Source organism: Pseudomonas sp. NPDC078700 (assembly GCF_044542375.1).
Taxonomy (GTDB): Bacteria; Pseudomonadota; Gammaproteobacteria; order Pseudomonadales; family Pseudomonadaceae; genus Aquipseudomonas.
Genome location: NZ_JBITUI010000004.1, coordinates 302,788 through 324,367, shown reverse-complemented (window position 1 = coordinate 324,367; position 21,580 = coordinate 302,788). Strand labels below are relative to the sequence as shown.

The window sequence follows — 21,580 nt, the reverse complement described above, 5'->3', positions numbered from 1 at the left end:
ATTTTAGCTTGTATCGGCGATACCGATGTTTTCTTGAGCCTGCTGCGGCTGAATTATCTGCCTGTTGGATCAAGGCTATGGATTATCTGCATGGTGAAGTGAAAACGCTTTGGCTTCGGCGGCAGGCAATGCTTTGGCGTATAACCAGCCTTGGACATATTGCACGCCTGCAGCTTTTACAAACGCGGCTTGTTCAGCGGTTTCAACGCCTTCGGCAATTAGATTAAAACCCAGGCTGCGACACAGGTAGCAGGTCTGCCGGTAGAGAATGCGACCTTTGTGCTCATTGGCATTTTCCAGGATGCTGCGGTCAAGCTTAATGCCGTCAACGCTGATGCGGCTCAACAGGCTAAGGCTGGAAAACCCAGTACCAAAGTCATCTAGCAAGAAGCTAAAGCCCAGGCTTTTTAATCGACCCATGCAGCTTTCGACTTGGTTGAGTTCGAGCATAAAAGCAGACTCAAGGATCTCAATTTCAATGCGTGGCCCGTAGCTGCCAAGACGGTCAATCAGTGTGCTTAGTAATTGCGGGTCGGTCATGTTGTTGGGGTCAAGATTGATGCTGACCTTGGGGGTAAAACCCTCCAACTCCCACCTGGCGATGTCTTCTGCCACGGTGTCGATGACGAAGCGGTCGATGATGTGTGAATAGCCTGCGCGTTGGAAGGCATCGACAAAATAAGGACCTTTAAGCACCCCGGTTTCGTCGATGATGCGCAGCAGCGCTTCGAAGCCAACAACCTGATTGGTTTCGAGTGACAACTTGGGCTGGTAATGAAGTTGTAAGTCACCCGCGAGCACGTCTTTGATGGTTTTCTCTAGGTCCATCTCAGCCCGCAACGACTCAGACTGCTTTTGCGCATATTTTTGCTCGATGCTACGGCCGATATCATCGTTGAGCTGTACGCGTTTGACCAACTCCTTATCAAAGTCATGGCGTTCAGACGCCAGCGAGAGGCGTTTGACGAAAGGTAAATAGATACAGGTGCCGAGCGCAATTAAGGCGACCTGAAGCAAGGTGCTGGCGATGTGGCCGCTGGCGATGTAAGCATTGATAAGCGGCGGCGTGATCCAGGGGAATGTGTGGCCGTTGAAACTAAAATAGCCGGTTGATATTGCCGCATAGGCAATAAGTAAATTGATCAGGGGTACGGCAATAAATGGCACCAGTAGGCGCGGGTTAAAGACGATGGGCAGGCCATAAATCAAGAGTTCGTTAATATTAAACACGGCAAAGGGTGCGGCAATTTTTGCCAGGCGGCGTGACGTTGGGTCATGCGTACCAATAAGAATCGCAATGATCAGTGACAGGGTTGCGCCGCTGCCACCGAAGATAATGAATAAGTTTACAAACTGGCCCACGCTCAGCTCGGGTGCGATGAGCCTGGCGTCACTCTCGGCGCCGGTTAACAACAAATAAGCATTGTCGCCATGGACACCTATCGCCCAGAGCAGATGGGTTAACAAGGTGCGCATAAATAGCTGCAGGCTTACATCGGCCTTGATAAAGATGTCGAGCAGTGGGTTTAGCAACCCGTGCGCCATGAGTGTGAGCAGTGAGCCAGCAGCAAACAGCAATGCAAAGCAAAAGAGGGTGGGCAAGAAACTATTGAGGTGCTGTTTTAAATAACTGCTTAACAGTTTTCCCCTGACCAGTTGCAAGGCTTTTATGGCGATTAACGGCCTTAATAAATAGGCAGCAAGAATAGGCAGAATAACGGCGCGTGGGTCACCGAGAACACTTGCTACATAACTCAGGTTGGCCCCTTCAGTCAGGGCCGGTATATGCAGCGCCAGTAAGCAACTGAACGCCAGTGTGCAGACCACTATCGCCGAAAGGTGTAAGTGTTTGGCGAAGTGAAACGACAGTGAAATAAGCGCGAGCAGCGGGAACAGTTGCTCAAGTTGATAGCTGAATACCGACAACCAGTGGGCGGTTTGGCTAATAAGCGGGTAAGTAAGGGGAAGTGCGTCAGTTAATGCAAGCGTCAGTGAAATGAGCGACTTTGCCAGAATAAATGGCAAGAGTGCGATAAAGGACTCTCTAATTGAGATAAGAAAGCTGCTACCCAGCGGCTTACGGAAGTAGGACATTGTTATTATTAGCCATGTCTCGGTGCAGGTTCGCAGTCTAACCCATACTTTGGATAGCGCATAATGTGATTGTAGAGCGGTTTCACAAACCGCTTAATAAGCCAAAGAGCGGTGTGCAGACACGGCAATCCGGGTGAAGGGATACCCGTACAAAGTTGCCCAGAGCTGCGACGCAGAACACTGGGTCGTGCTCGATTAGGGAACCTCTGAAAAAGGTAGCGAGCGAAGATAGGACAAGGCAAAAAACTGCGAAAAAGCGACCGGGGTCGCGCTCGACTTTAGTTGACCTAAATGAGCATTTTGAGCCGTTTTTAACGCAGTAATATCTAGCGCAGTAGTTTTTCAGAGGTTCCTTAGCGAGGGGTTAATGAGTTCAAACTGGCCGTGTGCAGGCGATGCGGCCATGGTGGTGACCGTCCCGCCTGCTTGGCGTCGTGATCAAGCAGGCTGTGGCTCGGAGAGAATGCCTAACAGCACTTGCGTGTGTTCGACCGCATCCAGCCCAAGGCTGGTCAGGTAGCCACCGTCATCGAGCGAAATCAAGCCTTTTGCATGCAGGCGCTGAGCAGCCGCTATCGCTGCTGGCGATGCGGTGTGGTGCACTTTGAGCCCTTCTTTAGTGTTACCCAGGTTGTACATCGATAGGATTTCGAGTTCGGCAATAAGATCGGGGGTAAAGGCCATAAGTACTCCAGCTATTATTTTGGGGAACTGCTGAAAACTACTGCGTTAACATTCCGAGGCCGCGCTTGCGGCGTATGACAGATGTGCATGTGTTTGCACTGGTTTGCCTTTGCTACTGTGACAGAGATTGCGTGCTCAGTGTGAACTCAGTGTAGCCAAGGGTTTTTCAGTCTGCTGCGACCTGATGATGCCAATGGTCGAGTATCTGTTGATATTTGCCGTTGCTGTGGATGGTTTGCATGCCTTGATCAAAACGGTTGATCAGGTCTTGGGCGCGCGAGTCCCTGCGGGTGAAGCTTAGGAATAGCTGTGCATGGGTCAATGTGGCAACGGGTGTGAATGCATTTTTAAACTCAGGTCGTTCGGCAAACAACGCCTCAGCTGTCCCCCGGTAGGCGGCGGCGTAGGTAACCCGGCCACGCTGTAACATCAGGAAGCCATTGAGGTCGCGCCTTACCGGCACCCGATGCATGCCCGCCAAACCATCGAACTCGGGCCCGTACTCATAGCCGATAGTCACGGCAACCGATTGCTCGGCAAGCTCAGAAAGATCGAGTAATGGTTTAGCCGTTTTGCTATTAGCCCACAAGAGGATGTCATCCTTGAACAGTGGGTAGGTCGGCAACAGGTATTGGTCGGTAATCTGCTTATTCGGTAAGGTGTTGAAGCAGGCCATGACTTCACCGCGCAGGGCTGTGTCCATACAGCGCGAGTATGGGTAGGGCATCAGTTCTATATCGGTGTGGCTGGCGGCAAATGCTGCGCGGACGATATCCACCGACATGCCCTGGATTTTGCCGTTACGCAGTGCGGTGTAGGGAAACCAATCGTCTTCAGCGCCTATGCGAAACGTCTCTGCTTGCACCGGGTTCTGGCCGAGGCAGAGCAGTAAGCATAGCGTTGCGATGGGTAGCCTATAGCTCACTCGATTGCTACCTCCTGGGCTTGATCATGAATGCTGCCGGCACTGGCCAATTCAACTGTAAATCACCCCGCTGATCGCAACAACCATGGCGCACAGGCTTTACTCAGGTAGCTCTGGCAGCGCTCTTAATGCCAACTCATAGTGTTGTAGGTTAAACGGCTGGTCAGTTTCGAGCATGTCGTTGATTTCAAATGCCAGCACCTGAGCCATCAACTGCAAGATCTCCCCGCGCTCATATCCCACCAGTGTCAATTTGTTCAGGGTCGCAAGAGCCGCTGCAGGTTCACCGGCCGCAATCTGATTTTCGACAGCCTCTATCAAGCGCTCTTCGGCAAATGTTTCATCTTGATTGTCTTCAATATCGCTCATGTCAGTCTAGTCCGCAGGTTGAGTTTGCAGTGTGCCAGTGTGCTGAGGCTTTCGCCATTCACTGCTCTGATAAGGCTGGCAGCTCGTGCGGTGCAGGTCTATAACTTTTGCTTGGAAAACTTGTGAGCCTGCCGAAATGCTGAAACTTTATGGATTCGCCGTTAGTAATTATTACAACATGGTCAAGTTTGCCCTGCTGGAAAAAGGCATGGCGTTCGAAGAAGTGATGTTTCACCCTGACCAGAGTGAGCAGAGCCTGACGATTAGCCCGCGCGGCAAGGTTCCGGCGCTGGGCACTGAGCAGGGTTACATGAGTGAAACCAGCGCTATCCTCGAATATATCGAAGAGATCGAAAGCGCAAAGCCGTTATTACCCAGCGAGCCGTTTGCGCGGGCCCAGGTTCGTGCATTGATGCGCGAGATCGAGTTGTACATCGAGTTGCCAGCGCGATTGGGTTATCCACAGGCATTTTTCGGCATGCAGATTGCGCCGCAGCTGAAAGAAAAATGCAAAGTCGAGTTATTGGCAGGGGTTGCCACGCTAAAGCGTCACGGTAAGTTTGCGCCGTTCGTGGCTGGTGACAGCCTGACCTTGGCTGATGTGTATTTCTTGTACAGTTTCGATCTGGCTTGCGCAGTTGCTGCCAAGCTGTTCGATCTGGATTTGCTGGCTGATTTCCCGCAAGCGGGCAAATTGCTCGCACAGCTTAATGAGCTGGAGCACGTGCAGAAAATTGCGGCGGATAAAGACGCCAACATGCCAGTGTTTATGGAAATGATTAAGGCCCGCGCACTGGCGGCAGCCAATTAGATGAGCGGCATTCAGGCGATGGGCAAAGCCATCGCCTGAATTCAGATTTTAGCGGCTGGCCAGCAAGGCTTGGCCCCGCTTAACAGCTGCCCTTACTTGCGCAGGTGCGGTGCCACCAATGTGATCACGGGCGTTGACTGAGCCTTCCAGCGTCAGCACATCAAATACGTCGGCGTCGATCTGGTCGCTGAACGTGCGCAATTCTTCCAAGGTCATTTCGGCGAGGTCTTTGCCGCTATCAACACCGAATTTAACCGCATGGCCAACAATTTCGTGGCAGTCACGGAATGGCAGGCCCTTGCGCACCAAGTAGTCAGCCAGGTCGGTGGCCGTGGAGAAACCGCGCAAGGCCGCTTCACGCATGATTGCATGCTTGGGTTTAATGGCCGGGATCATGTCGGCAAAGGCGCGCAAGCTGTCGCGCAGAGTATCGGCGGCGTCGAATAACGGTTCTTTGTCTTCCTGATTGTCCTTGTTGTAAGCCAGCGGCTGGCCCTTCATCAAGGTCAGCAGGCCGGTCAACGCGCCAAACACGCGGCCAGTTTTGCCGCGCACCAGTTCTGGAACATCCGGGTTTTTCTTTTGCGGCATGATTGAGCTGCCGGTGCAGAAGCGGTCTGGCAGTTCAATGAATTGGAACTGCGCACTGGTCCACAGCACTAACTCCTCCGAGAAGCGCGACAGGTGCATCATTGCAATGCTCGCTGCTGCGCAGAACTCGATGGCAAAGTCGCGATCGGACACGCCGTCCAGTGAATTGCCGCCAACGCTATCAAAGCCCAGCAGTTCGGCCGTTACTTCACGCTGAATCGGGTAGGTGGTGCCAGCCAGGGCAGCGGAACCCAGCGGCATGCGGTTGGTGCGCTTGCGGCAATCCACCAGACGCTCATGGTCACGTGAAAGCATTTCAAACCAGGCCAGCAAGTGGTGGCCGAAGGTCACCGGTTGTGCAGTTTGCAAGTGGGTGAAACCTGGCATGATGGTTTCGGCTTCGCGCTCAGCTTGCTCAAGCAGGCCCTGCTGCAAGCGTGAGATTTCGCCGAGGATGATATCGATCTCATCACGCAGCCACAGACGAATGTCGGTGGCGACCTGATCGTTGCGGCTACGACCGGTGTGCAGTTTTTTACCGGTGATGCCGATTAGATCGGTCAGGCGTGCTTCGATGTTCATGTGCACGTCTTCGCGCTCGATGCTCCAGTCGAACTGGCCTGCTTCGATTTCGTGCTGAACCTTGGCCAGCCCCTCGATAATGGTGTCACGCTCTGCTTCACTGAGCACACCCACTTTAGCGAGCATGGTCGCATGGGCAATAGAGCCCATAATGTCGTGACGGTACAGGCGCTTGTCGAATTCGACAGAAGCGGTAAAACGGGCGACGAAGGCGTCGACTGGCTCGCTGAAGCGGCCGCCCCAGGATTGGTTGGTCTGTTCAGTGCTCATGAGTTCGCTCGGCTGGTGCGCTAGTTCGGCCAGAGCGCGGCCACACATGCTCAATGTCTTTAACAGGCAGCTTGAAGGCACCTGAAAGCAGCTTGAAACAGCGGGTCGCGACCGGCGTGACGGAATACTTGGGCCGATAATAACAGGGCTGACCGGCAAAATCCCCGGCGGCGGATATCGTTGAGTATTGATTGTGCGTCCCTGGACAATGTCGCCCGGATCACAGTTTGCAGGGTTAGCCGGCTTTTCGAGGCACTATTTCAACCGTATGGAGCATGCCCACTTGCTGAGTCCTCGCGCCACACGGAAACTGCGATGATGCGAAAAATATCCTTTAATACAGAAGCAAAACGGGCACCGGTCGATGATTTTTTCGTCCCCGAGCTCTGCCAGCCAGAAGCCTTGCTGAGTATTGTCCTGCTCGCAGAATTATTGGTGCTGGTATTGGTCTTAGCTGAACCCATGCTGCCCGGTTTCAACTGGGTGCGCTTGGCGCTCACTTCATTGTTTGTGCAATGGATTGTATTGCTCTCAGCCGCACTGCTATGCCGTTTGCGGCCATTAATGGCGCGCTGGCGAGCTGAAGTGGCAGGGCTGTTTTGCTGCGCTATTGTGGTGGCACTGACGATGATTTGCACAGGTGTTGCCGATTTTTACGACCTGGGTGGTCAGTTGCCACGGGCCGGAGAGGTCAATCTTTATCTACGACATGCATTAATCAGCATGATTATGTCGGCACTGCTGCTACGCTATTTTTATCTGCAGAGCCAATGGCGCAGACAAGAGCAGGCCGAGTTGCGTGCGCGTATTGAGTCTTTGCAGGCGCGCATCCGGCCACATTTTTTGTTTAACAGTTTGAATAGCATTGCCAGTTTGGTAGTGATTGACCCGAACAAGGCTGAGCAGGCGGTACTGGATTTATCGGATTTGTTTCGCGCCAGTCTTGCCAAGCCCGGTAGCTTGGTGGCCTGGAGTGATGAGTTGGCGCTGGCACAACGATATTTATCGATTGAGCACTATCGTCTTGGCGAGCGTCTACAGTTGCAGTGGGAGGTTGCAGATGTACCTGAGGATCTACCCATTCCTCAATTGACCCTGCAGCCACTTTTGGAGAACGCCCTGATCTACGGTATCCAGCCATTGGTACAGGGCGGCTTGGTTTGCGTCGAGGCACATTACCTCGAAGGAGTGTTTCAACTGACTGTGAGCAATCCTTATGTTGAGCAAGACATGCCGCCTTCGCGTGGGACTCACCTCGCCTTGGAAAATATCGATGCACGTCTTGCGGCACTTTTTGGGTCTAAAGCCAGTCTCAGCGTGGAGCGCCGTGACGGCCGCCATTACACCCGTCTACGCTATCCTTGTGCGAGACTCACGCAGGAAGCCAGAGCAATATGAATGTTCTTATCGTCGATGACGAACCCTTAGCTCGAGAGCGCCTAAGCCGAATGGTTGGCGAACTCGATGGTTACCGTGTCCTTGAACCAGCTGCTAGCAATGGTGAGGAGGCACTAAGCCTGATTGACAGCCTGAAACCAGATGTTGTGCTGTTGGATATCCGCATGCCCGGCCTGGATGGATTGCAGGTCGCAGCGAAGCTGTGCGAGCGTGAAGCGCCGCCTGCGGTGATTTTTTGTACCGCCCATGACGAATTTGCCATAGAGGCATTCCAAGTGAGCGCCGTGGGCTATTTGGTTAAACCGGTGCGCAGTGAGCACCTTGCTCAAGCCCTGAAAAAGGCTGAGCGGCCAAACCGTGTACAACTTGCCGCGCTTACCCGTCCGGCAGTTGAAACGGGTGGCGGTCCACGCAGTCACATCAGTGCGCGCACGCGTAAAGGCATCGAATTAATTCCGTTGGAGCACGTGGTCTACTTCATTGCCGATCACAAATACGTAACCCTGCGCCATGAGCAGGGCGAAGTATTGCTCGACGAGCCACTGAAGGCGCTTGAAGATGAGTTCGGTGACCGGTTTGTGCGGATTCACCGCAATGCACTGGTCGCACGTGACCGCATTGAGCGGCTACAACGTACGCCATTGGGGCACTTTCAACTGTTTCTCAAGGGGCTTGATGGTGATGCGCTGGTCGTCAGTCGACGGCATGTGGCCGGAGTGCGCAAGCTAATGAGCAACCTTTAGGACTGCTGGACCGCCCGGTCAAAAGTAGGGCTGCAATCCGTGCCGGGAGGCTCGCAACGCCGTAGCCTGTTATTATCTAGGGTAGTTCGTACTTTGGAATTGCCCATGCCCCGTGAAATTCGCATCGCCACCCGTAAAAGTGCTCTAGCCTTGTGGCAAGCCGAGCACGTCAAGGCTCGACTTGAGCAGGCCCATCCTGGCTTGATTGTCACTTTGGTCCCCATGGTTAGCCGGGGTGACAAACTACTGGATGCGCCGCTGGCTAAAATCGGCGGTAAGGGCTTGTTCGTTAAAGAACTTGAAACCGCAATGCTGGAAAACCAGGCGGATATCGCCGTTCATTCAATGAAAGACGTGCCGATGGATTTTCCAGATGGCCTTGGTCTCTATTGCATTTGTGAGCGAGAAGACCCGCGCGATGCTTTCGTTTCAAACACTTTTGAAAGTCTTGATGCCTTGCCGCTTGGCAGTATTGTGGGTACCTCAAGCCTGCGTCGTCAGGCACAACTGCTGGCGCGTCGTCCTGATCTGACCATTAATTTCCTGCGCGGTAACGTCAATACCCGTCTGGCCAAGCTTGATGCGGGTGAGTACGACGCAATTATTCTTGCTGCTGCGGGCCTGATTCGTCTCGGCTTTGCTGCGCGGATTCGCAGTTCGATCAGTGTTGAGGACAGTCTTCCAGCAGGTGGGCAGGGCGCAGTCGGTATTGAATGCCGCACGGCTGATGCCGAGATTCACGCGCTGCTTGAGCCCTTGAATCACCGTGAAACGGCGTTGCGAGTGACGGCTGAACGGGCGCTGAACAAGCGTCTTAACGGCGGTTGTCAGGTGCCCATTGCGTGTTATGCCATTATCGAGGGTGAGCAACTCTGGCTGCGCGGTTTAGTTGGACAGCCTGATGGCGACTTGCTTTTGAGTGCAGAGAGTCGTGCGCCATTGGCTGAGGCTGAAGCGCTCGGCGTTGCCGTTGCTGAAGATTTGCTGGCGCAAGGCGCTCAGGCCATTCTCAATGCAGTCTATGGCGAGGCTGGCCACGCGTGAATCAATGGCGACTGCTGTTGACCCGCCCGCAGGATGAATGTGAGCTGCTGGCTGCGACCTTGGCCGAGCACGGGGTCTTCAGCAGCAGTATGCCGCTGCTGAATATTGTTGCGTTGGATCAAACCGCAGAACAACGCGACACACTTGCGCAGCTTGATCGTTATTGCGCGGTTATCGTTGTCAGCAAGCCTGCTGCGCGCTTGGCGTTGCAGTCGCTTGATCACAACCAGGTTCAAGTCCCCGCAGCGCAGCCTTGGTTCAGCGTGGGCTCGGCCACTGGTGAAGTCCTGGCTAAATATGGTTTGCAAGCGCATTGGCCAGAGCAGGGTGATGACAGTGAAGCATTGCTGGCTTTGCCCCTGCTCAAGCAGGCGTTAAGCCTGGATTCCGAGCCTCGTGTACTGATCATCCGCGGTGAAGAAGGCCGTGAAATGCTTGCCGACAGTTTGCGCAGTCAGGGCGTAGTGGTGGATTATCTAAGCCTGTACCGCCGCGAACTGCCGCACTATCCTGCAGGAACCCTGCAGGCAATTTTGAACTCAAATCAGCTTAACGGCGTGCTGGTGAGCAGTGGTCAAGGGTTTAAACACTTGTTACAAATGGCCGGTGAGCACTGGCCTGCATTAAGCAAGCTAACCTTATTTGTGCCGAGCTCGCGGGTAGCTGAGCAAGCCCGTGCAGCGGGTCGTAACCGTGTAGTGAATTGTCGTGGTGCTAATGCCGCGGCGTTGTTGGTGGCATTGCAGGCTGAATCTGCCCCGCCCTCTTATACAAAGGATGGATATGTGAGCGAAGCGACTTCCCCCAAAGAGCAGCCTGTGCAGGATGCACCTAAGCCAATGCCTAAAGCGCCAACGCCGGCTAAATCCTCAAGTGCCAATGGCCTCGCGTTAATTGCCCTGTTGCTGGGTGCAGCTGGCATTGCTGTCGGTGGCTGGAGTGCCTGGCAGCTGCGCATGCTGCAAGCCAATGAGCAGCAGCAAGTGAGCCAGCTTGAGCAAACCCAAGCTCAGGCCGCGGTTCTTTCACAGCAAGCAAAGAGTCTCGACAGCCGATTGCAGTCGTTGCCGCCACCGGAAGAGCTGGATGAGCGCCGACGTCTAGTGTTGCAGCTGCAAGGCGACCAGCAGTTGCTCAACAAACGCCTAGAAACCGTGCTGGGTGCGAGCCGTCAGGAATGGCGATTGGCTGAAGCCGAGCACTTGTTACGCTTGGCCAGTCTGCGCTTGTCGGCATTGCAGGATATCAACAGCGCGACGGCCTTGGTCCGCACCGCTGATGAAATCGTTCGCGACCAGGATGATCCCGCTGCATATGCCGTTCGTGAGCAGTTGGCGAAAAGTCTTGAGGCGCTGCTGACGACTCATAATCCGGACCGTACCGGACTGTTCTTGCAGCTGGGCGCATTGCGCGATCAAGGCATGCAGCTCAATGCGCTGAATCCGTCGTTCAAAGATGATGGTGGCGCACTCGGTCAGCTGGCCGAAGAAAATTATGGCGAAGGCTGGTGGGCAGGTGTTTTAGAAACTGCTGGCCAGTACGTGCGGCTGGATTTTCATGCTGACCAAAATGTTCGTCCGCTATTAGCCGGCCAGAGCCTGACCCAGGTTCGCTTGGCCTTGAGCTTGGCTCTTGAGCAAGCCCAGTGGGCGGCGTTGCATGGTCAGACTGCAGTGTATAAGCAGGCACTTACTCAGGCCGCTGACGTGCTCGACGGCAACTTCAATAAAGACAACCCAAGCAGCCGTGCCTTGCGCGCGCGCGTGGGCGAATTGATTGATCAAACCATCGAAGTCAAAGCGCCGGATCTGACCAACTCGATAAATGCCATGCAGGCGTATATCGAGCAAAAGCAATCGGCCCGTGAACGCCTGAAAAATGCGCCGGTTGCAGACAAGCCTGCGGCGGAGGAGGCGGCTCAATGAAACGCGCTTCTGTGCTGATAATTGTTCTGCTGGTTGCTGGTGCCTTAGCATTGCTCGGTTACTCAATTGCGGAGCATAAAGGCTATGTACTCCTGGCTTACAAGAGCTTCCGCTACGAGTCCAGCCTATGGATTTTCCTCGCGTTGATCGTTGCGCTCTGGCTGATTATTTACCTGTTACGGCTGTTGTTACGGTTGCTGGTGACCTCCGGGCGCTTGGTGAATCCATGGTCAGGCCTGCACCATAAACGCCGTGTACGCTTGGCCTCGGAGCAAGGGTTTGTCGACTTGGTAGAGGGGCGTTGGTCCGCTGCCCTACGTCATTTGCGCAAAGCTGCTGAAGCCGAGCCGCTGCCGTTGATGCACTACCTTGGCGCTGCCCGCGCTGCGCACGAGTTAGGCCAAAAAGAAGAGTGCGATGCGCTGCTTGAGCGTGCACTTGAGCGTCAGCCGCAAGCGGAACTGGCTGTAGCGCTGAGCCATGCTGAGTTTCAGCAAGCACGTGGTGAAGTGGATGCGGCCTTGGAAACGCTGCGGGTTATGCATGAGCGTCACCCGAATAATCAACAGGTGCTTAAGCATTTGCAGCAACTGTATGTGCGCAACCAAGACTGGTCGGCGTTGCTGGGTATTCTGTCTACGGTACGCAAAGAAAAAATGCTCAGCGGTGAGGCCCTTGCCGAACTTGAGCTGAAAGCTTGGCGTGGCCGTTTGGCTGCAGCGGCATTCAGTGAAGAGGGTAACCAAGAGGGCGCGCTGGAGAATCTGAATACTGCCTGGAAACAGCTGTCTTCGGCTCAGCAGCAAGAGCCTATGCTCGTGGCGACTTATGCCGAGCAGCTACGTCGACTTGGCCGGGAGGATGACGCCGAGACGCTGCTGCGTGCGGCGCTAAAGCGTAACTATGACAGCCGTCTGGTTCGGCTTTATGGTTTGCTGCGTAGCAACGATGGTGCGCGGCAGTTACAGACTGCCGAGGGTTGGTTGAAAGATCACCCCACCGATGCTGACCTGCTTCTCACACTGGGGCGCATCTGTGAGCACAATCAGCTGTGGGGCAAGGCCAAAGAGTATTTTGATGCCAGCCTGCGCTTCCAGCGACACCCCGAGACATGTGCCGAGCTGGCACGTTTACTGGCGCAGCTGGGCGATGTTGAGCGCAGCAACCAATTGTTCCAAGAGGGCTTGGGCCTGCTCGACCAGCGACTGAGCGCTTTACCTGTGGTGACGAGCGCCAACAGTTAACTGCGTACCAAGTTAGAAGCCCTTGCATGCAAGGGCTTTTGCTGGCGAGTAAGTCGTTGTCCTGCTGTTTAGCTTGAGCCTTGGCCGACGCGCGGTTGCTGTCAAGGGACAGTCAGTTGCGCTATAGCACGCTTTTACCTTGAAACGTCTGGGTGCTTTCTACTACCGTAGGCGCCTTTGTCATGATCCTTCGGAGCCACCATGTACTTGGCTAGCCCTCGTAGTCTGTTTTTGCTCGCCTTCCTGGGTTGTGTCGCCTTGATGGGCGGTGCGCTTTACCTTGAGCATGTTGTTGGCTTAGAACCTTGCCCGTTATGCATCTTGCAGCGCATTGCAGTCATTATTTTTGCTGTGGTCTGCTTAATTGCAGCGATCCACGGCCCGGGGCGTATCGGGCGGCGGGTCTATGCAAGCCTGGCTATGCTCAGCGCGTTGATCGGTGCAGGTACTGCGGCTCGTCAGATCTGGCTGCAAAGTGTTCCGGCTGATCAGTTACCAGCATGCTTGCCAAGCCTTGAGTACATGATGGACGCGCTGCCGTTCCAGGAAATTATCCGGGTGGTATTGCACGGCTCTGCCGACTGCGCCGAGGTCAACTGGACGCTGTTTGGCATGAGCATTCCTGAATGGAGTTTGCTGGCATTCATCGCCATGATCATTTTTACCCTGCTGCAATTGTTTCGCCGCAACTAAGACTCTTTGAGGGCATGCTGAGCTGGAAATGCTGTTCAGCTCAGCGGCTGTGCGCCGGCCTATACCCTATTCTGAAGCTGTAACCCCTATTCTGCGTGGGGCACAGATTAAACGCTCGTATGAAATTTTCTCGATAGAGTGCCTTGCTGGCAATTGGCGGGGAGCATACTCTGGCTTTTACAAGAACAGTTGGCACCCGCCATACAGGGTTCCAGTCGTACATTGAACAAGCCGATTGTTAGAAAAATGTCTCGAATCGGGCGTATAACAGAGAAACCGATAAGGGGAGTGAGGTCATCATGCTCGATAGTTGTCAGAACGCTCAGGAACGATGGGGTGGGGTCCACCTGCTGATTGATCGTTGGCTAAAGGAACGCGAGGAATTGGTTTTGGCTTATACAGCTGCCAACGCGCCTACTACTGCTGTCAGTAGCAACGAACCTGCTGTGCAAAAGTTCTGCGAGGTTTTGGTCGATTACGTTTCAGCCGGCCACTTTGAAGTCTATGAGCAGCTCACCAGCGAAGCCAAAGCATTTGGTGATGAGCGCGGCCTTGAGTTGGCCAAGCAGATCTGGCCACGCATTGATTCAATCACTGAGGTTGCACTGTCGTTTAACGACCGTTGTGACAATGGTGATTGCCGCGATAACGCTTCATTGGTGAACGAGCTCAATCGCCTCGGTGAATTACTTCACGAGCGTTTCGAACTCGAGGACTGCCTGATTGAAGTGTTGCATAACTCACATCAAGAGCAATCGACCGCTGCCGTTTAAGCACCTTGGCTAATGAATAGTTTGGGCCTGCTTTTGGTAGGCATGGCACAGATTTAAAGCGCTGCATTTCTTCGTAGCTTTCAGCGAGATGACAGGTGTTTTGTAAGCCCAGCACGGGCTGCCCGTGCTGGGCTTTTTGCTGTCTGTGATATCGCTTGGTCACGACTTGCGTGGTGATAGGGCACATTCTGCTGAATTATGGGTCTGAAGAATTCAGGTCCTATTATTGGCGACGTGAGTGCTCAAAATTGATGAGCGCCTGTGCAAATATTTTCGCCAATAATTCAACAAATGAGCGGATCACTAGCGACTGATGAGTCAGGCGTCTAGTATGGGCTCATCAATAACCGCCAGGAGGCGAGCCATGTCGGCGAAAAAGAGCGCAAACAAAAAATCGGTTTCGACCCCGTTGCACTTACTTCAGCAACTCTCCGGTAGCTTAATGGAGCTCCTGGAAGATGCATGCAGCAAGGCTTTGGTTGACGCAGAAAAACTGCTCGCCAAGCTAGAAACTCAGCGTGGCAATGCTCAAGAAAAATTGCATAAGGCACGTGGCAAATTAGAAGCTGCTGCCAGCGCCGGCAAAAGTAAAGCGCAGAAGAAAGCCAAGTCCAGTGTTGCTGAACTTGAGGAGTTGCTGGACGCGGTGAAAGAACGCCAGACGGAAACCCGTGGTTATATCGTCAAGCTAAAGCGTGATGCACAGGAAAGCCTGAAGCTGGCACAAGGTGTGGGCAAAGTTAAAGAGGCAGCCAGTAAGGCTATTGCCAATCGCGATGCTAAGCCCGTCGTTGTCAAAGCTGCTCCAGCCAAGCCAGCGGCAAAGACCACCGCTGCTAAACCTGCAGCTAAGAAGCCAGTAGCGCGCAAGCCGGCTGCTGCTGCAAAAACAGCTGCGGCCAAAGCCCCTGCTGCGAAGGCCCCTGCCAAACCAGCTGCGCGTAAGCCTGCAGCCGCTAAGCCGGCACCTGCCCGTGCCGCTGCGGCCAAGCCAGCAGCGAAGCCCGCAGTTAAAGCAGCAGCCAAACCTGCAGCTAAGCCCGCAGTTAAAGCAGCGGCCAAACCAGCAGCTAAGCCCGCAGTTAAAGCAGCGGCCAAACCTGCAGCTAAGCCAGCGGTTAAAGCAGTGGCCAAATCTGCAGCGAAGCCCGCAGTTAAAGCAGCAGCCAAACCTGCAGCAAAGCCAGCGGCTAAAGCAGCAGCCAAGCCTGCAGCGAAGCCAGCGGCCAAACCAGCGGCCAAACCTGCAGCAAAGCCAGCGGTTAAAGCAGCGGCCAAACCAGCAGCGAAGCCCGCAGTTAAAGCAGCAGCCAAACCTGCAGCGAAGCCAGCGGTTAAAGCAGCAGCCAAACCTGCGGCTAAGCCAGCGGCTAAGCCAGCGGTTAAAGCAGCGGCCAAACCTGCAGCTAAACCAGTGACCAAGCCAGCAGCTGCAAAGCCTGCGACCCAGGCTCCAGCATCGCACCCCATTACGGACATCCCTGCTGCTAAGCCGATTGCCCGTATGCCAGCAGCGGCGCGTAAGTCAGTCGCTAAACCAGCAGCGAATGGTGCGTCTCCAGCAGCCCCAGCAGCCCCGTCACAGGTAACGCCCGCTAATAACTCTGGCTCTACTGAGTCTTAAGTCGTTAGCGGTATTGGGCCGCGATGTGCAGTTGTTCCAGCGCGTCGCGGCCTACTTCATTGAGCACGGGTGCCATGCCTTGCAGCCATGCCATCAAGGTGTCTTCAGGGCCATCTATCCAGCCAGCCGTCAATGCGGCTAAACGCTGAAGCTCTATCCGTTCTGCCTCAATCTCCAGGCGCTTAACCTGCTCCCGTAGCAATGCCAGCTCACTGTCGTGGTTAGCCGCTGTGCGCCAATCCTGCCGCACCTGACGCAAAGCAGTTACAACACCATGTTGCCAGGGGCGAGCGAGTAAGCGCATTTTCTCAGCATGCTCCGGGTTATAGATCACGCCGCGCTTTCCTAGCCATGCTGCGCATAGCAGCAAGCACACATCGCTGCCCAAACCTTGTAACGTCAGGCAGGCCTGTTCGACTTCTGGGCGTTGATAAAAGCGTTCGGCGAATCGCCATAGATCAGAGGACATAGTGCTTTCCGGGATTGTCGCGAAGGACTCTGATAGACTCCGCCGCCATTATGATTCGACTCTTGAACCTTACATTACAACGCGGCCCTCAACGTCTGCTAGAAGACGCTGAGATGACCCTGCACGCCGGTCACAAAGCCGGTTTGATCGGAGCCAATGGCGCCGGTAAATCCAGCCTGTTTGCCTTGCTGCGTGGCGAGCTTAGCGCTGATGCCGGTGACTGTTTGCTGCCAGCTGACTGGCGTATCGCCCATATGCGCCAAGAGGTCGACGTTCTTGAGCGCGTTGCGGTCGATTATGTCCTAGACGGTGACGTACATCTGCGTCAGGTGCAAGCTGAGTTGGCCAAGGCCGAAGCTGAACACGACGGCGCAGCGGTTGCGCGTCTGCACACCGCGCTCGATAGCCTGGACGGTTACACCGCTGAAGCGCGCGCGCGCAAATTGCTCGCCGGTTTAGGTTTTGACAATGCGCAGATGGATCGCCAGGTTGGCGATTTTTCCGGCGGTTGGCGGATGCGCCTGAACCTCGCGCAGGCGTTGATGTGCCCCTCCGATCTGTTACTGCTCGATGAGCCCACCAACCACTTGGACCTGGATGCAATTCTTTGGCTCGAGGGCTGGTTGAAAAGTTATCCGGGCACGATGTTATTGATTTCCCACGATCGCGATTTCCTTGATGCTGTAGTTGATCACGTTGCCCACCTCGATCAACAAAAGCTCACGCTCTATCGTGGTGGCTATTCTGCATTCGAACGCACCCGTGCTGAACGCCTGGCTCAGCAGCAACAAGCGTTTGAGAAGCAGCAAGCGCAGCGTGCGCACATGGAAAAATACATTGCGCGCTTTAAGGCGCAAGCCACCAAGGCACGCCAGGCGCAGAGCCGGATCAAGGCCCTCGAGCGCCTTGAAGAACTTGCCCCTGCCCACGTTGACTCGCCTTTTGACTTCAGCTTTCGTGAAGCCGATAAGATTTCCAGCCCGCTGCTGGACCTCGATGATGCGTCTCTAGGCTATGGCCAGACGGTCATTCTGCAGAAGGTCAAGCTCAACCTCGCACCTGGCGCGCGTATTGGTTTGCTCGGCCCAAACGGTGCCGGTAAGTCGACCCTGATAAAAAACTTGGCCAACGAATTACAGCCCATTTCTGGCCACTTGCAGCGCGGTGAAAACCTGGTGGTGGGCTACTTCGCCCAGCACCAGTTGGATGCGTTGGATGATAAAGCCAGCCCGCTATTACATTTTCAGCGTTTAGCACCCACCGAGCGTGAGCAGACCTTGCGCGACTTTCTCGGTGGTTTTGACTTCAGAGGCCCGCGCTGTGACGAGCCGGTAAAGAACTTCTCGGGTGGCGAAAAGGCCCGCTTGGCACTGGCACTCATCGCCTGGGGCAAGCCCAACTTGCTGTTGCTCGATGAGCCAACCAACCACCTCGACTTGGAAATGCGCCTTGCGCTGACCATGGCGCTACAAGAGTTCTCTGGCGCGGTGGTGGTGGTATCCCATGACCGCCACTTACTGAAAAGTACCACCGATGAGTTCTTGTTGGTGGCTGATGGCGGTATGCGCGTCTTTGATGGCGACCTTGAGGATTACACCCGCTGGTTGGTTGATTTCCGCGCACGCCAGGCGCCAGCAACCGCTGTGCGTAACGACGCTGGTGTTGACCGTACTGACAAGCGTGCACAACGCCAGGCCGCCGCTGCATTGCGCCAACAATTAGCGCCGCATAAACGTGAATCTGACTCGCTGGAAAAGCAATTGGGCCAGTTGCACGACAAGCTTGCGCGAATCGAAGGCTCGCTGGGTGATGCGGCAATTTATGAGGCCGCGCGCAAAGATGAGCTGCGCGAATTGCTCGCAGAGCAAGCCAAGCTGAAAACGCTTGAGGCCGACCTGGAAGAGCGCTGGATGGAAGCTTTGGAGGCGCTGGAGTCGTTGCAAAAACAGCTCGAAGACGCCTCCTAGGCCTCAAGGCTAATTTAGCTTTAGTGCGATATGCTGGGCGGTTTTTAACGAAAGGGGTAGGCTAGCGTTTATCCTTTTTTAGTCTGTATTCGGAGAGATGGTCATGGCACTTGAAACCTGGCTGGCATTTTTTGTGGCGTGTTGGATTATCAGCCTTTCGCCTGGTGCAGGTGCTATCGCTTCGATGTCCGCTGGCCTGCAATATGGCTTTTGGCGTGGCTACTGGAACGCACTGGGATTGCAGATCGGCCTGGCCCTACAAATCGTCATTGTTGCTGCTGGTGTTGGCGCTATCCTCGCGACTTCGGCGTTGGCCTTCAGCCTGATCAAATGGTTCGGTGTGTTCTATCTGGTCTACCTTGCGTACCGGCAATGGCGAGCGCTGCCAAGCGACCTGAATGCTGAGTCCTCAGAGCGTCCGATTGGACGGCCTTTAACTTTGGTCTTGCGGGGCTTTCTGGTCAACTTCAGCAACCCTAAAGCCATTGTCTTTATGCTCGCGGTGCTACCTCAGTTCCTAAACCCCCATCAGCCGCTGGTTGGCCAATATGCAGTGATGGGCGTGACCATGATTTGCGTCGACCTGATCGTAATGGCTGGGTATACCGGGTTGGCTTCAAAGGTTCTGCGCATGTTGCGCTCGCCACGCCAGCAACGGTTGATGAACCGTAGCTTTGCGGTGCTTTTTGTGGGAGCAGCGAGCTTGTTAGCAACTGTTCGTCGCGCGGCTGTTTGATGTGGTACGCTCGTGCTTTAACGCAGTGGTGTAATAGCCACTGAAAGACTTTAGTCTGTATTTTTTTGGCTGAGTAACAGCATGTCGTCGACATTCATCGAGTCCGGTTTTACGGAAGAAAAGCTGCGTCCCTCTGTTGTTACATTGAATTTGCCACCCTTAGAAAAAGCCCTGATTCCGATCTGCGCGGAGTTAGCGATTACCCAGGCTTATTTCGTGGCATTGCGCAGTCAGGGCGATGCAAGGACACCGCGTTTGATGTTGGCTATTGGTCCCGCCACGACTGCAGTGCAACGTCGCTTGGCGGCGGCAGTCTCCGAGATGTTGCCGGAAGATATGGAGCTGGATTTGATAGAACTTTCGGCTGACGCGTTTTCAGACTCGGTTCGTCAATCCTGCAAGCCATTTTATCGCTGCGATTAACCTCTCACATCAGGCCCTTGCCAGTGCGGGTTTCCCTGGGCATAGGGTTCGCAATCGCGCCGCTCATGGGTTTTCATCAAGCTGCTCACCGTTGGGCATCGTTAAGCGCACTGCAACCCTTGTGCTGTAGGCATCATCTGTCTAAGGCTTTGGCACTTTCTTATAACGGAGTGGGTACTCGGCTGCTGGCGATTTGCGACAAATCGTCGCCCGCCAGCCTGCATTCAGTGGTTGAGGAAAATCCCTAGGGCAATAACAATATAACGACACACATTCGTATTTGATATTGAGTCCCATATGCACGTTCGACGCAGTATTTATACTTGGCTTTTGTTGCCGTTGATTGCACTTTGCAGCCTGACGGCCCTAGCCGAGTCAGCCGAAGGAACGGCTCAGGCGCTTCATATGCTGGGCTATTTGGGTGCCGATTACCCAGCCACCGTCGCCAATGGTGAAGTGGTTGATGCGGGCGAGTACCGCGAACAGCTGGAGTTTCTAGGCGTGCTCCAAGGTCTGATCGTGGCATTGCCCGCCAATGATAATCGCGACCAGCTGGAAAAAGGTGTTTCCAGTTTACGTAAACATGTTGAGCAACGTGACGATGGTGCTGTGGTAGCGCTGCAAGCGCGGCAATTGGCTGCATTGCTGGCCAGCAGCTATGAAGTGAGTCAGGCACCTTCGATCACTCCTGATCCTGCACGCGGCGCTCCGCTGTTCGCGCAGAACTGCGCTGTGTGCCACGGCGCTACAGGCGCGGGTGATGGTCCTGCAGGTGTTGGTCTTGAGCCGCCACCGGCAAATTTACGTAATGGCGCACGCCTTGATCACCTGAGCCTCTACGACATCTATAACACCATCGGTTTGGGTGTCGAAGGCACTGATATGGTGGCATTTGCTGATCAGCTGGATGAGCGCCAGCGCTGGGATCTGGCCAGTTATATTGCCAGCTTTACCGCTGACTTATCGCTCAAAGGCGAGTCGTTCGGTATCGCCAGTCTGGCCGGACAAACCCCGGCCGAGATTGAGTCTGCCCAAGGCAAAGATGCGGCTGCATTGTTCCGTGCGCAACGTGCTGCTCCACCGGTTGAGCAGCGTGGCGCATCGCAATTGATTGGCCACACTGAATTGACCCTGAGAAAGAGCCTGAAGGCCTATCGCGATGGCGATAAAGAACAGGCTTACGATCTCTCGGTTGGCGCTTACCTCGAAGGTTTCGAGTTGGTTGAGAGCGCTCTGGACAACATTGACTCGGTGCAGCGTAAAACCACTGAGCAGGCGCTGATGGCTTATCGTCAAGCATTGCAGGACAACCTGCCCGTCGCTGAAGCGGCGCAACGCCTTGACCACGCTAAGGCTGAGCTGGATAAGTCCGCTGCACTGCTCGACAGTGGCGCGGGAATGTCAGCATCCCTGACGTTTATTTCCAGCCTGTTGATTTTGCTCCGTGAAGGGCTTGAGGCGATTTTGGTTCTCGCCGCGATTCTGGCTTTTTTGCGCAACACTGGCCAAGAAAAAGCGGTGCGCAGTGTCCACGTTGGTTGGGGGCTGGCTATTTTGGCCGGCGTTGGCACCTGGGCATTGGCGGCTTATTTGATTGATGTCAGCGGTGCCCAGCGTGAGTTGCTTGAAGGCGCAACGGCCTTGTTCGCCAGTGTTATGGTGTTGTGGCTGGGCGTGTGGATGCACGACCGTCGGCATGCAGCCGCTTGGCAGAGTTACATCAATAGCAGCCTGGTGGGCGGTGGAGGGCGTTTCGGCTTTGCTCTGTTGGCCTTCTTCTCGGTTTACCGCGAGCTATTTGAAGTGATTCTGTTTTACGAGACCTTGTGGCTGCAGGCTGGGCCTGCAGGTCACAATATGGTGTTCGCGGGTGCAGCCGTAGCCTTGGTGCTTTTGCTAGGCGTTGCTTGGATTATTCTGCGAGGCTCGCGCAAGCTGCCATTGGCGACCTTCTTTACCGTCAATGCGATACTTCTCTGCGTGCTCTCGGTGGTTTTTGCAGGTCACGGCATAGCAGCCTTGCAGGAAGCTGGAGTGATTGGTACGCGTCCGGTGCGCTTCTTTGAGTTTGATTGGCTGGGTATACACCCAGACGCCTACAGTCTCAGTGCGCAGGCGCTGGCATTGGTTGCAATCACGCTACTCTATGGCCGCAGTTGGCTAACTGAACGCCGCCGTGCGGCGGTTAGTGCCGAATAACATGGTTGCAAAATAC

19 protein-coding genes and 1 pseudogene are annotated in these 21,580 nt (G+C 54.7%); 14 read left to right on the top strand and 6 right to left on the bottom strand.

The genetic code is table 11. The features are described from left to right. Positions 1-75: 75 nt before the first annotated feature. The 4 genes from ACIGCM_RS15620 to ACIGCM_RS15605 all read right to left on the bottom strand — a co-directional run bounded on the left by ACIGCM_RS15620 (position 76) and on the right by ACIGCM_RS15605 (position 4,072). A complete protein-coding gene (locus ACIGCM_RS15620) occupies positions 76-2,094 on the bottom strand; it encodes an EAL domain-containing protein (protein ID WP_397502998.1) in 2,019 nt (672 codons plus the stop codon). Between the two features lie 438 nt (positions 2,095-2,532). Continuing rightward, positions 2,533-2,778, bottom strand: coding sequence for a TIGR02647 family protein (locus tag ACIGCM_RS15615; RefSeq protein WP_397502997.1), 246 nt, complete (start codon positions 2,776-2,778; stop codon positions 2,533-2,535). 166 nt (positions 2,779-2,944) lie between these two features. Continuing rightward, positions 2,945-3,703 carry a substrate-binding periplasmic protein gene (locus tag ACIGCM_RS15610; RefSeq protein WP_397502996.1) on the bottom strand — a complete coding sequence of 253 codons (759 nt, stop codon included), beginning with the start codon at positions 3,701-3,703 and terminating at the stop codon, positions 2,945-2,947. A 99-nt stretch (positions 3,704-3,802) separates the two neighbouring features. Then, positions 3,803-4,072, bottom strand: coding sequence for a hypothetical protein (locus ACIGCM_RS15605; protein WP_397502995.1), 270 nt, complete (start codon positions 4,070-4,072; stop codon positions 3,803-3,805). Positions 4,073-4,208: 136 nt separating this feature from the next. Here ACIGCM_RS15605 and ACIGCM_RS15600 point away from each other — a divergent pair, with 136 nt between their 5' ends. After that, positions 4,209-4,883 carry a glutathione S-transferase family protein gene (locus ACIGCM_RS15600; protein ID WP_397502994.1) on the top strand — a complete coding sequence of 225 codons (675 nt, stop codon included), beginning with the start codon at positions 4,209-4,211 and terminating at the stop codon, positions 4,881-4,883. A 48-nt stretch (positions 4,884-4,931) separates the two neighbouring features. Here the strand turns inward: ACIGCM_RS15600 and argH are convergent, their stop codons facing one another. Further along, a complete protein-coding gene (argH, locus tag ACIGCM_RS15595; RefSeq protein WP_397502993.1) occupies positions 4,932-6,326 on the bottom strand; it encodes an argininosuccinate lyase in 1,395 nt (464 codons plus the stop codon). A gap of 315 nt (positions 6,327-6,641) precedes the next feature. On the opposite strand from argH, the gene ACIGCM_RS15590 reads away from it, so the two are divergent. The 9 genes and pseudogenes from ACIGCM_RS15590 to ACIGCM_RS15550 all read left to right on the top strand — a co-directional run bounded on the left by ACIGCM_RS15590 (position 6,642) and on the right by ACIGCM_RS15550 (position 15,770). After that, positions 6,642-7,724, top strand: a complete 1,083-nt coding sequence (locus tag ACIGCM_RS15590; RefSeq protein WP_397502992.1) for a sensor histidine kinase — start codon at positions 6,642-6,644, stop codon at positions 7,722-7,724. Beyond that, positions 7,721-8,467, top strand: coding sequence for a LytR/AlgR family response regulator transcription factor (locus ACIGCM_RS15585; RefSeq protein WP_397502991.1), 747 nt, complete (start codon positions 7,721-7,723; stop codon positions 8,465-8,467). The genes ACIGCM_RS15590 and ACIGCM_RS15585 overlap by 4 nt, the downstream gene beginning before the upstream one ends. A 105-nt stretch (positions 8,468-8,572) precedes the next feature. After that, entirely contained in the window at positions 8,573-9,511 is a 939-nt protein-coding gene (gene hemC, locus ACIGCM_RS15580) for a hydroxymethylbilane synthase (RefSeq protein WP_397502990.1), read from the top strand. Next, a pseudogene (locus ACIGCM_RS15575) lies at positions 9,508-10,260 on the top strand (uroporphyrinogen-III synthase); the annotation flags it as partial. The gene hemC and the pseudogene ACIGCM_RS15575, both read left to right, overlap by 4 nt. Positions 10,261-10,296: 36 nt before the next feature. Continuing rightward, positions 10,297-11,436 (top strand): uroporphyrinogen-III C-methyltransferase, encoded by a 1,140-nt coding sequence (locus ACIGCM_RS15570; RefSeq protein ID WP_397503316.1) that lies wholly within the window; start codon positions 10,297-10,299, stop codon positions 11,434-11,436. Further along, positions 11,433-12,680, top strand: coding sequence for a heme biosynthesis HemY N-terminal domain-containing protein (locus ACIGCM_RS15565; protein WP_397502989.1), 1,248 nt, complete (start codon positions 11,433-11,435; stop codon positions 12,678-12,680). The genes ACIGCM_RS15570 and ACIGCM_RS15565 overlap by 4 nt, the downstream gene beginning before the upstream one ends. 201 nt (positions 12,681-12,881) lie before the next feature. Next, on the top strand, positions 12,882-13,373 hold the full coding sequence (locus tag ACIGCM_RS15560; protein WP_397502988.1) for a disulfide bond formation protein B: 492 nt from the start codon (positions 12,882-12,884) through the stop codon (positions 13,371-13,373). Positions 13,374-13,672: 299 nt separating this feature from the next. Next, the gene (gene rsd / locus ACIGCM_RS15555) at positions 13,673-14,146 is read left to right on the top strand and encodes a sigma D regulator (protein ID WP_397502987.1); all 474 of its coding nucleotides are present in this window, start codon (positions 13,673-13,675) and stop codon (positions 14,144-14,146) included. Between the two features lie 364 nt (positions 14,147-14,510). Next, positions 14,511-15,770 (top strand): AlgP family protein, encoded by a 1,260-nt coding sequence (locus tag ACIGCM_RS15550; RefSeq protein WP_397502986.1) that lies wholly within the window; start codon positions 14,511-14,513, stop codon positions 15,768-15,770. Between the two features lie 4 nt (positions 15,771-15,774). Here ACIGCM_RS15550 and ACIGCM_RS15545 read toward each other — a convergent pair whose 3' ends face one another. Continuing rightward, positions 15,775-16,239 carry a TIGR02444 family protein gene (locus ACIGCM_RS15545; RefSeq protein ID WP_397502985.1) on the bottom strand — a complete coding sequence of 155 codons (465 nt, stop codon included), beginning with the start codon at positions 16,237-16,239 and terminating at the stop codon, positions 15,775-15,777. 50 nt (positions 16,240-16,289) lie between these two features. Between ACIGCM_RS15545 and ACIGCM_RS15540 the strand changes: the two genes are divergently transcribed. From ACIGCM_RS15540 to ACIGCM_RS15525, 4 genes are all read left to right on the top strand, one after another. After that, positions 16,290-18,206, top strand: a complete 1,917-nt coding sequence (locus ACIGCM_RS15540) for an ATP-binding cassette domain-containing protein (RefSeq protein WP_397502984.1) — start codon at positions 16,290-16,292, stop codon at positions 18,204-18,206. 103 nt (positions 18,207-18,309) lie between these two features. Further along, a complete protein-coding gene (gene rhtB, locus ACIGCM_RS15535) occupies positions 18,310-18,942 on the top strand; it encodes a homoserine/homoserine lactone efflux protein (protein WP_397502983.1) in 633 nt (210 codons plus the stop codon). A gap of 81 nt (positions 18,943-19,023) precedes the next feature. Then, positions 19,024-19,365: an enhanced serine sensitivity protein SseB C-terminal domain-containing protein gene (locus ACIGCM_RS15530; protein WP_397502982.1), complete on the top strand. Its 342-nt coding sequence runs from the start codon at positions 19,024-19,026 to the stop codon at positions 19,363-19,365. A gap of 297 nt (positions 19,366-19,662) precedes the next feature. Then, positions 19,663-21,564, top strand: a complete 1,902-nt coding sequence (locus tag ACIGCM_RS15525) for an FTR1 family protein (protein WP_397502981.1) — start codon at positions 19,663-19,665, stop codon at positions 21,562-21,564. Positions 21,565-21,580: the final 16 nt, after the last annotated feature.